This is a genomic window from uncultured Oscillibacter sp. (genome assembly GCF_950073225.1).
Taxonomy (GTDB): domain Bacteria; phylum Bacillota; class Clostridia; order Oscillospirales; family Oscillospiraceae; genus Oscillibacter.
Map to the genome: position 1 here is coordinate 1 of NZ_CATMPS010000011.1, position 12,211 is coordinate 12,211.

Here is a 12,211-nt window from a genome sequence, read left to right on the forward strand (position 1 = left end):
CCGGCTCCCGCGGCTCAGACCGCGGCGGCGGCCCAGCCCGCCCCGGCGGCTCAGCCCGCGACGGCGGCGGACATCGGGGCGATGATGGCGGCTATGATGTCCGCCATGACCACGGCCATGGCCAACAACGCCGCAGCCGCCGCTCCGGCCCCCGTGCATCAGGCTCCGGAGCCCAAGGTTATCAACACCAGGCCCGCGCCCCTGCGGGAGATCGATCCGGCGGAGGCTCTGGGAAAGGAGCAGGCTCAGAACCTGGACCTGATTATGGAGGTTCCCCTCCAGGTGACGGTGGAAATCGGCCGGACCCAGCGGAAGGTGCAGGACATCCTGGAGTTCTCCAAGGGCTCCCTGGTGGTCCTCGACAAGCTGGCGGGCGACCAGGTGGACCTGTTCGTCAACGGCAAATGCGTGGCCAAGGGCGACGTGGTGGTCATTGACGACAACTTCGGCGTCCGTATCACCGAGATTGTCCAGGACCCCGTCATTGAGCTGGTGAAGAAATAAGCGGCCCGGCTTGGGCGCTTTTCAGATAACAACATCCGGCATACATGATTATTTTTGGATAAGAAGGAAGGAACAAGACTATGGCTAAGAAGATTCTGCTGGTCGACGACGCCGCCTTTATGCGGAAGATGATTAAGGACACCCTGAGCAAAAACGGGTACACGGAGCTGTTCGAGGCTGTGGACGGCGCGGACGCCGTGGAAAAATTCAGCGAGATCGGCCCGGACCTGGTCATTATGGACATCACCATGCCCAACATGGACGGACTGGAGGCCCTGAAAGCCATCCGTGCCAAGGACAGCGGCGCCAATGTGGTTATGTGCTCCGCCATGGGCCAGGAGAGCATGGTCATGGACGCGGTGCGCTCCGGCGCGAAGGACTTCATCGTCAAGCCCTTCAAGCCCGACCGTGTTTTGAAGACCGTCAGCACCATCCTGGGCAATCCCTGACGGGATGCTGGACCTGGAAGGGGACGCGGCCTTGGGCTCCTTTTTGTGGATGCTGGTCTGCGTCGTCTTGATCATCGGCCTGGCCTATTGGTTTACAAGATATGTGGCGGGCCGGGGCGCGCTGAGCGCTTTTTCCGGGCCACGGCGGATGGAGGTCCTGGACCGGCTGCCCCTGGGGCGGGACCAAAGCGTGGTCCTGGCCCGGGTGGGAGAGCGGTATCTGCTCCTGGGGGCCGGAACGGCGGGGGTGACCCTGCTGGCGGAGCTCACTGGAGAAGAGGCCGCCGCCTGGAAGCCGCCGGAGACGGCGGAGGGTGAGAAGCCGGGCTTTAAAGAGGCGTTTCTTACCATGATGAAGCAAAAAGAGCGGAGGTGAACCGGAGGTGCCGGAAGGGCTGATCAATGTAAACGGCGAGAACGTGCAGGCGCTGGAAGTTCTTTTCCTGATGACGGCAATCACGCTCCTGCCCTCTCTCGTGGTGATGATGACGTCCTTTACCCGGTTTATCATCTCCTTTTCGTTCCTGCGCAACGCCATGGGCACACAGCAGACGCCGCCCAACATAGTATTGGTGGGCCTCGCCCTGTTTTTGACGTTTTACACCATGTCCCCCACCATCACCCGCATTCAGGAGGAGGCCTATGAGCCCTACGCCGCGGAGGAGATTGGGCAGGAGGAGTTCCTGGAACGGGCCGTGGTGCCCCTGTCGGAGTTTATGGTGCGAAACACATGGACCAACACCCTGGAGATGTTCTGCGACATGGCCCATGTGGAGATGCCGGAGGAGGTCAACACCCAGACGGTGGTGGAGACGATTCCCCTGCGGATCATTGTACCCGCCTTTGTGACCTGCGAGTTGTCCAGGGCGTTTACCATCGGGCTGCTGCTGTATATTCCCTTCATGCTGATTGATATCGTGGTGTCCTGCACGCTGATGTCCATGGGTATGATTATGCTTCCGCCGTCCATGATTTCCGCGCCTTTCAAGCTGCTGCTGTTCGTGACTTTGAACGGGTGGGAGCTGCTGTTTTCCACCTTGGTCCGGGGTTTCCACTAGCGGAGGGCTGACGAATGGATACGGGAATGATAACCGACGTGATGCGGGACGCCGTGGGCGTGGTCATCAAGCTGGGCGGGCCCATGCTGGTTTTAAGCATGCTGGCCGGCGTGCTGATTGCCATTTTCCAGGCGGTGACCCAGATTCACGAGCAGACCATCGGCTTTATCTTAAAGGTGGTCATTATTGTGGGCGTCCTTCTGCTGGCAGGCGGCTGGATGCTGACGACGCTTCAGGACTACACCCGGGAGGTCTTTGACCTGATGACGCAGATTTAGCGGAGGCGCCTATGATAGACGAAGGGGCCCTGACGCTGTTTTTGTTGATTACGGCCCGGATGAGCGGCTTCGTGCTGTTCAATCCCCTGCTGAGCCGCCAGAATTTCCCCGGGACCTTCCGTGCGGGGTTTACGCTGCTGCTGTCGGTCTTCACCTATTCGGTGACAGGCGGGCGGCTGGAGCCGCCGGCGGGCATGCTGCCCTTTGCGGGGGCAATTTTGCTGGAAATGGCCATAGGCTTTGCCCTGGGCATGGTGGTAAACTTTTTCCTTTATATTCCCCAGATGGCGGGTTTGGCCATCGACACCCAGATGGGTATGACCATGAACCAGACCTATGACCCCGGCTCACGCTCCAACATGTCCGTGACGGGCACGATGCTGAACACGCTGATGATTCTGCTCTTCTTTGCCGGGAACGGACACCACACGCTGCTGCGGATTATGATTACCTCCGGCGAGGTGGTGGGATACGGCGGCGTCTCCATTGGGAACGACCTGACAAACCTGGCGCTGGAGCTGTTTATCGAGTGTACCGTCCTGGCGGTGAAGCTCTGTATGCCGATTCTGGCGGCGGAGCTGATTGGTCAGCTGGGGATGGGCATTTTGATGAAGGTCATTCCCCAAATCAATGTGTTTTCCATTAACATCGAGCTGAAGGTGATCATCGGCCTGGCACTGCTGCTGATGCTGATGCTTCCGGTCAGCGAGTTCCTCCTGGAGGCGGAACAAACCATGCTGAACAGCCTCCACACGATGCTGCGGCTGATGGCATAGCCGGTTTCAAGCCGCGCGGACGTCCGAAAGGGGGGATGACAGTTGGCGGACAGTTCTAAGACCGAAAAAGCAACCCCAAAAAAGCGAAGAGACGAACGAAAAAAAGGCAACGTCTTCATGAGCCAGGACGCAGTGGCCGTAGTCACGCTGCTGGGGTCCTTCTTCACCTTCTGGCTGCTGGCCGGAAGTATCGGGGAAGAGCTGGCGGGCTTTATGGGCTTTTGCTTTTCCAAAGTGGATCTGGCGGGGGGGTTGGTCATTGGCGACATCCTCAACGAGCTGGTGATGCAGGCCCTGGGACTGATGATCCGGAGCGTGCTTCCCATTACGCTGGTAACGGCGGGCTGCGCCATTGCGGCCACCTTTGCGCAGACCAAGCTGCTGGTCAGCAGCGAACTGATGAAACCCAAATTCAGCCGCATCAATCCCCTGGAGGGCTTCAAACGGCTGTTTTCCTTAAAGAGCGTTATCAATGCCCTGAAGGGGCTTTTGAAAATCAGCATTCTCATGGTCATCGTCTATATGAGCATCGAGGGGATGTTTCATGAGAGTGCCAAATATCTTTATGTGGAGCTCCTGGCCTCCGCGCAGCACCTGTTTTCCGAAGGGATGAGCATGATTGTGAAAATCGGCATCGCCTTCATCGCCTTGGCGGCCGTGGATTTCTTCTATCAGCGGTGGGATTATGAGCGGAATCTCCGCATGAGCAAGCAGGAGATTAAGGAAGAATACAAACAGACGGAAGGCGACCCCCAGATCAAGGGGAAGATCAAGGAAATGCAGCGCAAGCGGGCTATGAGCCGCATGATGCAGCAGGTTCCCAAGGCCGACGTGGTCATCCGAAACCCCACCCACTTCGCCGTGGCTCTTCGGTACAAACCGGATCAGGACGCGGCCCCCATCGTCCTTGCCAAGGGACAGGATTCCCTGGCCCTGCGCATCGTGAAAATCGCGGAGGAGAACAAGGTGGCCGTTGTGGAAAACGTGCCCCTGGCCCGCGCCCTGTACGCGGACACGGAACTGGACCAAGAGATTCCCCCGGAGCTTTACAACCCCGTGGCGGAGGTGCTGGTCTACATCTTCCGGCTGAATGAAAAGCATCAATTGGTAAAATAAATTTGCCGCTTTGTCCAAAGGATAAGGCAGTCCGGCCTTGAAAGACACGCCGGGGCGGAAAGGAATCTGCGGGACAGGAGGTGACCGGCGCTTGAGAAGAATTTTTGACAACGTAATATCCCTCGCCGTCGTGGTCATTGTCCTGTTTTTGATTATTCCTCTGCCGACGCAGCTGCTGGACATCCTGCTGGTGGTCAACATCGGGCTTTCCATCATGATCCTGATGATCACCATGAACATCTCGGAGGCTTTGGAGTTTTCCATATTTCCCTCCCTATTGCTGATTACGACGCTGTTCCGATTGGGACTGAACGTCTCCACCACCCGGCAGATTCTCTGGCACGGCTACGCCGGAACGGTCATTCAAAACTTCGGCAACCTGATTACGGGCGGCAACATCGTCGTCGGCGTGGTGGTCTTCTTGATCATCGTGCTGGTGCAGTTTATCGTTATCACCAAGGGCGCCGAGCGCGTGGCCGAGGTAGCCGCCCGGTTCACCCTGGACGCCATGCCCGGCAAGCAGATGGCCATTGACGCGGACCTCTCCTCCGGCCTCATTGACGAGCAGGAGGCCAAGGGCCGCCGGCACAAGATTCAAAAAGAGGCCGACTTCTACGGCGCTATGGACGGTGCCACCAAAATTGTCAAAGGCGACGCCACCATGTCCTTGATCATCACGATGATCAACTTTGTGGGCGGCGTCCTGATCGGGATGCTGATGAACGGCGGGACCTTTACCGACGTTCTCTCCCGGTACTCCATCGTCACCATCGGCGACGGCCTGGTCTCCCAGCTTCCGGCACTGATGATCTCCACCGCCACGGGTATGATTGTCACCCGGTCCGTGTCGGAGGGAAGCCTCAACAAGGACGTCATCGGGCAATTCAAGAATCAGCCCAGGGCCATTATGACCACCGGCGTCATTCTCCTCTTCCTGGCGGCCATTCCCAATACGCCCCACCTGGCCCTGGCCATCGGCGGCGGGCTGCTCTTGGGCGTGGGCTGGTTCGTCAGCGGCCGCATGGAACGGGAGCGGCAGGAGACCGAGGCCCTTCAGGTGGCGGCGGAACAGCAGCAGCAGGCCTCCCAGGCCGCGGCCCCCAGCGAAACCGACTACTACAAGGATATCAACAATGTCTACAACCTCCTCTCGGTGGAGCCCATCGAGATGGAGTTTGGATACAGCCTCATCCCCATGGTGGATGAAAGCCACGGCGGCAAGCTTATCAGCCGCATCGTCATTTTCCGCCGCCAGTACGCCCAGGACATGGGCTTCGTCTTCCCCTCCATCCGCCTCCACGACGCCTCGTCTCTGGGGACGAACCAGTACGTCATCCGCATCCGGGGTGAGGAGGTGGCCCGGGGCGAAATCCTGGTGGACTACTACCTGGCCCTGGAGCCGGCGAACCCCCTGGGGGAAATCGACGGCATCGAGACCATCGAGCCCGCCTACGGCATCCCCTCCCGGTGGATCCTGCCGGAGAACAAGGAAATGGCGGAGATCTACGGATACAACGTCATCGACCCCCTATCCGTCATGCTGACCCACCTGTCGGAGACGGTGAAGAAATACGCCTACGAGATGCTGGGCAGGGCGGAGACCATCCAGCTGGTGGACAATTTGAAGCGCAGCGCCCCGGAGCTGGTGGAGGAGGCCATCCCCGCTATCGTCTCCTACTCCACGCTGGAGAAGGTGCTGCGGAACCTCCTGAAGGAGGGCGTGCCCATCAAGGACCTGGGAGCCATTGTGGAAACCCTGGCCGACGCCCTGACGCAGGGCCGGGACATCGACGCCGCTACGGAGCAGGTCCGGGGCGCCCTGGCCCGGACCATTACCCGCCGCTTCTGCGAGGACGGTCAGCTCCGGGTGGTCACCCTGGACGCGGAGGTGGAGAAAAAGATCATCGCCTCCCTCACCCGGAACGAGCAGGGCGTGTATCTGGCCATGGGGCCGGAGCTGATGCAGCAGATCGTCTCCCAGCTTGCCAACCAGATGAAGAAGTTCAACGACCTCTCCCAGACGCCCATCATCCTGGTCAGCCAGGTGATCCGGGGCTATTTCTCCAAGATGATTACCCAGTTCTACCCCGGCGTGTACGTGCTGTCCTTCAATGAAATCACCAGCGCCGTGCAGATCCAGGCCATCGGGAACATTACCCTGGAACCGGCGGCCCGGACGGAGAGAAGGGCGGTGGGCACATGAGCGAGGTGACCGCCTCCGTTCGCTACAGCGAGCGGGAGATTGAGGAGATGGAGACTCAGGACCTCCTCCAGCTCTATAAGGAGACGGGGGACGAGAGCCTGAAGTGGCCCCTGGTCCTGCGCTACGAGGGGCTGATTAAAAACGCCGCCATGCAGATTCGGGGCGTCTACAGCAGCTTCGCCCAAATCGACGATATCATCAACGAGGGAATCATCACCCTCCTGGGGGCCATCGATAAATTTGACCCGGACAAGGGCGTGAAGTTCGAAACCTACGTCTCCAAGCGCATCCGGGGCATGGTCATCGACCTGGCCCGGAAGCAGGATTGGATTCCCCGGAACGTCCGGAAGCGGGCCAAGGAGATTGACATGGCCTCGGCGGAGCTGTCCGCCGCCCTGGGACGGACGCCCACCGACGGGGAGATTGCCGAGCACCTGGGCATTACCCAGGAGCGGTACCAGAAGGACGCCGCCAACATCGCTTTGAGCAACGTCTTGTCCCTGGACGTGCTGATGGACACCCGGGAGGCCACGGGCTACCCGCTGGAGGTGCCCTCCAGCGACGCCAGGAGCCAGCCGGAGCTGGTGCTCCAGGAGCGGGAAATGCAGCGGGCCCTGGCCCAGGGCATCGCGTCTTTGCGGGAGAACGAGCAGATCGTCCTCTCCCTGTACTATGAACGGAATCTGCACCTGAAGGAAATCGCCCAGGTCATGGAGCTCAGCGAGCCCCGCATTTCCCAGATTCACACCCGGGCCATTCAGAAGCTGCGGACGTATATGGAAAACTATCTGGGCGACGAACCGGAGCCGAAACCTAAGAGGAAGAGGGGATAACGCGTGTATAAAGGCTTTTACAATCTGACCTCCGCCATGCTGACCCATCAGCACAATCTCAATGTCATCGGCAACAATATGGTGAACATTTCCACGTCGGGCTACAAGCAGGAACGCTATGTGGCGACCACCTTTGACGACGTGATGTACAGCCGGGTGACGGTGAATGAAAGCGGCGGCACGGAAATCGGCCGGCAGAGCTACATACGGGCGGCCAGCGACATCTACACGGATTACAGCCAGGGCATCCCGGAGCCCACGGAGCTGCCCCTGGACTTTGCCATTGTGGGAGACGGCTTCTTCGCCGTCCAGGACCCGGAGGGCAATGTGGCCTATACCCGGATGGGCAATTTCTGCCTGGACGACGAGGGCTACCTCTGCCTGCCCGGCTTCGGCCAGGTGCTGGACCCCCAGAGCCAGCCCATTTACCTGGGCACCGACAAAATCCGGGGGGACGGCCGGGGTGTTATCTACTTCGACCAGCCGCCGGAGCAGGGCGGGGGCACCGCCATCGGCCAGCTGGGCGTTTTCAGCTTTGAAGACAACCTGGCCCTGGAGCGGAACGATCGGGGCCTGTTTACCGGCGAGGGCGCCCGGCAGAGCGAGGACTTTGAGATCTGGAACAAGTATCTGGAGCGCTCCAACACCGACATGGTCAAGCAGATGACGGAGATGATTACCTATCAGCGGGCGCTGCAAAGCGCCGCCCAGGTCACCAAGATGTATGACCAGCTGATGACCAAGGCCACCGGCGAGGTCGGCCGCTTCGCCTAAGGAGGAAGCCTATGAATCAATCCTTTTTCATTGCGGCTGTGGGAGCCCACCAGCAGCTTATGCGGCTGGGAGTCCACGGCAACAACATCGCAAATCTGAACACTTACGGCTTCAGGGCGGAAAAGAGCCGCTTCGCCTCCTTGATGTACGACGATCTAAAGGGCGTCGGGACCGCCACGGAAGGCGGCTACGAAGGGGAGGACCCCGGTTTCGAGATGCTTCCCTCCGGCGTGGGCGCGGCCCTGTGGACCACGGACACGGATTTCAAGAGCGGCCCTCTGGAGGAGACCCGGCGGGACCAGGATTACGCCATCGCGGGAGAGGGCTTTTTTGCCATCGCGGACCTGACCACGGGGGAGATTACCCTCACCCGGAACGGCGCCTTCGTCATCTCCGAGCTGATGCGCTCCACCGGCGAGGTGGACGAAAACGGCCAGGATATTCAAGAGCGAATCTACTACCTCTCCGACAACGAGGGGCGCTTCGTCCTCAGTGAGACCGGCGGCATGATCGAGGTGGGAGACGAGCACGAGCCGCAGCCCGTGGGCGTCTTTGACTACATGAACTACGACGGAATGGAGCATGTGAACGACACCCGCTTCCGGGCCGTTGATAAAAACGGGACCATCCGCCAGGGCGGGGGCACGGTGATGCGGGGCTTCATCGAAATGTCCAACGCGGACCTGGCGGAGGAGATGACCAAGGTGATCGAGTCCCAGAGGGCCTATGGCATGGCGCTGAAAATGGTGCAGACCTCCGACGAAGTTGAGACCACCATCAACAGCCTGCGCAGCTAAGAGAGGGGAAGGGCATGATCATTAAAAGCTATGACGAACTCAGTTCCCTGGAGCTGGATACCCTGAAGGAAATCGGCAGCATCGGCACCGGCAACGCCGCCACCAGCCTGTCGGCCCTCATCGGCAAGCCCGTGCGCATTCAGCAGCCGGAGGTCCGCATCATGGAATACAACGAGGCCATCGAGTGGATCGGCGGCCCGGAGCCCATCACCGCCGGCGTGCTGGTGGGGATGAGCGGACAGCTCAGCGGCATCATGCTGTCGGTGCAGCAGCTGGACTTCGTGAACCTGGTGCTGGAGAGCATGATGGAAAGAACCATCAAGGATTACATGGAGCTGGGTGAAATTGAGCGCTCCGCCTTGACCGAGGTGGGCAACATCATGATTTCCACCTTCATCAACGCTCTCAGCGGCCTGGCGGACTTGGACATCAAGCTGACCGTGCCCGCCTTCACCGTGGATATGCAGGGGGCCATCATGGCTGTGCCCATGGCGGAGTACGGCGGACAGTCCAATTACATCATGACCATCGGCGGAAACTTTATTTGCAATGGAAAGGAGATTCCCTGCCGTTTGCTGTTGTCGCCGGATATTCGGTCGCTGAACTTTTTATTAAGGAAGCTGGGCGTGAACAGTGGAGAGTAAGATCACAGTTGGAATCGCGGATATGAAAATGGCCCAGGGCTCCGGCATGCTGATTACCTACGCCCTGGGGTCCTGCATAGGAATCTGCCTGTATGATCAGCGGATCAAGCTGGCGTCGCTGATTCACATCATGCTGCCGCTGAACATGGAGCCGGGCCGGAAGAACACCATGAAGTACGCGGACACCGGCATCCGGGAGACGCTGAAATTGATGGAGTCCAAGGGGGCGTCCCGGTCCCGCATCACGGCGAAGATCGCCGGGGGGGCCAAGATGTTTGAAATCAGCGGCGGAAACCTGGGAAACATCGGCCAGCGCAACATCGAGAGCGTCCGCATGCACCTGAAGCGGGAGGGCATCCAGCTTTTGAAGGAGGACGTGGGGGGCTCCGTGGCCCGGACGCTGCTGTTCGACCCCGCCACGGGAATGGCCTGCGTTCGGAGCTACGGCCGGCCGGAGATGATTTTTTAACAAGCTCATTTTTGTATGGCATATAGAGTCAAGCACTGAAAGGAGTGTTCGGAATGTTGTTGGAAGAGGACAAGCGGGGCATTTTGCTGGAGTCAGGCACGAATGAGATCGAGGTCATGGAATTCACCATCAATGAAAGCCTGTACGGCATCAACGTGGCGAAGGTCAAGGAGATTTTGGTCTCTCAGCCCGTGAAGCACATGCCCCATGCCCACCCGGCGGTGGAGGGCATTTTCAAGCCCCGGGACAAAGTGATTACCGTGGTGGATCTGCCCACGTACCTCCTGGGCGAGACTGGGGAGAAAAAGAGCAAGGACCTGTTCATCATCACCAATTTCAACAAGATGAACATCGCCTTTCGGGTCCACACGGTGGTGGGCATCAGCCGCATCTCCTGGAAAAGCATCCAGAAGCCGGACAAAACCGTGGCCGGAGGAAACGAGGGCATCGCCACCGGCATCGCCCAGTGCGGCGACGATCTGGTGACCATCCTGGACTTTGAGAAAATCGTGGCGGAAATCGCCCCGGAGACCACCATCCAGATGTCCGAGATCGACCAGCTGGGCGAGCGGAAGCGGAGCGACGCCGTCATCCTGGTGGCGGAGGACTCCGTGCTCCTCAGCAAGATGATCGAAGAGGCCCTGCACAAGTCCGGCTACGGGAATACCCGGATGTTCCCGGACGGCAGCAAGCTGTGGGAGTACCTCAACAGCCTCCGGGGCCACGACAACTTTGACGACGAGGTGGCGCTGATTATCACCGACATCGAAATGCCCCAGATGGACGGCCACCGGCTGACGAAGCTGGTGAAGGACGACAAGGACTTCAAGCACCTGCCGCTGATCATTTTCTCCTCCCTGATTACCGAGGAGATGCGCCGCAAGGGCAAGGAGCTGGGCGCGGACGAGCAGATGAGCAAGCCGGAGATCGGCCATCTGGTCCGGGTCATCGACCATCTGCTGGAAGAAGCCGGGCGGCGAGAATAATCGCGGAGGGATATCATGAGCAGTAAATACATCGTAAGGCAGCCGATCAAGGATCCCCAGGGGAAGATATTGGGGTATGAGATTCTGTACCATGGGGAGAATCAGGCCTTCACCGTAGAGACCCCCCAGGCCAAGGAATTCGCCTCCGCCGACACGATCTACAGCTTCCTCACTCAGAACAGTACGACGACGCTGCGGGGGTCCCTGAACTTCATGACCTTCACGACGACGCTGCTGATGAAAAAGACGCCCCGCCTTTTCGAGAAGACGGAGCTTGTCATCCAGATTAACGACAGTGTCATCATCCACCCGCTGTCCATGCACTTTGTCAACCAATACGCGAAAGAGGGCTATAAGGTGGCGGTGAACGAATTCCAGTTCGCCCCCCGGTACCTGGCCCTGCTGGACAGCATTGATTACATCAAAGTCAACATCCAGACCACGCCGGAGCTGGCCATGCACAACATTGTGGAAGTGGCCCACAGCATGCAGAAAAAATGCATCATCACCAACGTGGACACGGAAGAGCAGTACCGCAAGGCGCTGCTGATGAAGGCCGACGGCCTGGAGGGCACCTATGTTGCCGAGCAGATGACCACCCGGGTCCACTCCAGCGCCTATCTCCAGTCCAGCTTCTTCCGCCTGATGGTGGCCATCACCCGGGATGAGCCGGACGTGGACGAGATTGAGCAGCTGATCTCCATGGACGCCAGCCTGACGTACAACCTGCTGAAGGTGGCCAACTCCGCCTACTTCGCCCTGCGGAACCGGGCCACGACGGTGCACCAGGCCATCATGACCCTGGGGCTTGGGCAGCTGAAGCAGTGGATTTACCTCCTCAGCGCCAGCGTCAGCACCGAGTCTGCCGAGGCGGGGACGGAGGAATTCCTGAAGCGCTCCTTCATGCGGGCCTCCTTCTGCAAGGAGCTGATGAAGTACGCCAAAAATATGCCCATCACCCCGGCGGAGGCCTATCTGATGGGCATGTTCTCCACACTGAACCACCTGGTGGACGCGCCTCTGGAGGAAATCCTGGAAGAGCTCCCGGTTTCGGACGTGGTGCGAAACGCGCTGGTAAAGAAGGAAGGCCGCTGCGGCAAGCTCTACGAGCTGCTGCTGAGCTACGAGGCGGCCAACTGGAACGCCATCACCGCCCTGGCGGAGGAGCTGGGCATCCCCAACCAGATTCTGACCAATGTATACTTCACCTGCATGGAAAATGTCAACGTCCTGTGGGAGCAGCTGAGCAGTACCGCCGCCGGCCTGGAGCCGGAGGCCGGCGCCGCGCCCGAGGACAGCGAGTGAGCCGGGGAAGGAGCAGGAT

At 59.6% G+C, this 12,211-nt stretch carries 15 protein-coding genes; all 15 read left to right on the forward strand.

The window, feature by feature from the left end; genetic code table 11:
- Positions 1–504 (forward strand): flagellar motor switch protein FliN (gene fliN / locus Q1M04_RS07400; protein WP_300447139.1); only part of this gene is annotated, 504 nt, incomplete at its 5' end.
- A gap of 80 nt (positions 505–584) precedes the next feature.
- The gene (locus Q1M04_RS07405) at positions 585–953 is read left to right on the forward strand and encodes a response regulator (protein ID WP_293278981.1); all 369 of its coding nucleotides are present in this window, start codon (positions 585–587) and stop codon (positions 951–953) included.
- 4 nt (positions 954–957) lie between these two features.
- The gene (gene fliO / locus Q1M04_RS07410) at positions 958–1,329 is read left to right on the forward strand and encodes a flagellar biosynthetic protein FliO (RefSeq protein WP_295756093.1); all 372 of its coding nucleotides are present in this window, start codon (positions 958–960) and stop codon (positions 1,327–1,329) included.
- Between the two features lie 7 nt (positions 1,330–1,336).
- Positions 1,337–2,011, forward strand: coding sequence for a flagellar type III secretion system pore protein FliP (gene fliP, locus Q1M04_RS07415; RefSeq protein ID WP_293278977.1), 675 nt, complete (start codon positions 1,337–1,339; stop codon positions 2,009–2,011).
- Positions 2,012–2,025: 14 nt separating this feature from the next.
- Complete coding sequence (gene fliQ / locus Q1M04_RS07420; RefSeq protein WP_297300741.1) at positions 2,026–2,289, forward strand: flagellar biosynthesis protein FliQ; 264 nt, start codon at positions 2,026–2,028, stop codon at positions 2,287–2,289.
- A gap of 11 nt (positions 2,290–2,300) precedes the next feature.
- Positions 2,301–3,065, forward strand: a complete 765-nt coding sequence (locus tag Q1M04_RS07425) for a flagellar biosynthetic protein FliR (RefSeq protein WP_295756098.1) — start codon at positions 2,301–2,303, stop codon at positions 3,063–3,065.
- 42 nt (positions 3,066–3,107) lie between these two features.
- Positions 3,108–4,181: a flagellar biosynthesis protein FlhB gene (gene flhB / locus Q1M04_RS07430; RefSeq protein WP_293278973.1), complete on the forward strand. Its 1,074-nt coding sequence runs from the start codon at positions 3,108–3,110 to the stop codon at positions 4,179–4,181.
- Positions 4,182–4,272: 91 nt separating this feature from the next.
- On the forward strand, positions 4,273–6,384 hold the full coding sequence (gene flhA, locus Q1M04_RS07435) for a flagellar biosynthesis protein FlhA (RefSeq protein ID WP_297997688.1): 2,112 nt from the start codon (positions 4,273–4,275) through the stop codon (positions 6,382–6,384).
- On the forward strand, positions 6,381–7,217 hold the full coding sequence (locus Q1M04_RS07440; protein ID WP_297997690.1) for a sigma-70 family RNA polymerase sigma factor: 837 nt from the start codon (positions 6,381–6,383) through the stop codon (positions 7,215–7,217). Before flhA ends, Q1M04_RS07440 begins: the two co-directional genes overlap by 4 nt.
- A gap of 3 nt (positions 7,218–7,220) precedes the next feature.
- Entirely contained in the window at positions 7,221–7,991 is a 771-nt protein-coding gene (locus tag Q1M04_RS07445; protein WP_293278970.1) for a flagellar hook-basal body protein, read from the forward strand.
- A gap of 11 nt (positions 7,992–8,002) precedes the next feature.
- Positions 8,003–8,788, forward strand: a complete 786-nt coding sequence (locus tag Q1M04_RS07450; protein WP_297997692.1) for a flagellar hook-basal body protein — start codon at positions 8,003–8,005, stop codon at positions 8,786–8,788.
- Positions 8,789–8,802: 14 nt separating this feature from the next.
- Entirely contained in the window at positions 8,803–9,432 is a 630-nt protein-coding gene (locus Q1M04_RS07455; protein WP_295756105.1) for a chemotaxis protein CheC, read from the forward strand.
- Positions 9,422–9,901 carry a chemotaxis protein CheD gene (locus tag Q1M04_RS07460; RefSeq protein ID WP_293278967.1) on the forward strand — a complete coding sequence of 160 codons (480 nt, stop codon included), beginning with the start codon at positions 9,422–9,424 and terminating at the stop codon, positions 9,899–9,901. The genes Q1M04_RS07455 and Q1M04_RS07460 overlap by 11 nt, the downstream gene beginning before the upstream one ends.
- Before the next feature lie 53 nt (positions 9,902–9,954).
- Entirely contained in the window at positions 9,955–10,887 is a 933-nt protein-coding gene (locus tag Q1M04_RS07465) for a chemotaxis protein (protein WP_295756108.1), read from the forward strand.
- A 15-nt stretch (positions 10,888–10,902) separates the two neighbouring features.
- Entirely contained in the window at positions 10,903–12,192 is a 1,290-nt protein-coding gene (locus Q1M04_RS07470; RefSeq protein WP_297997695.1) for an EAL and HDOD domain-containing protein, read from the forward strand.
- Positions 12,193–12,211: the final 19 nt, after the last annotated feature.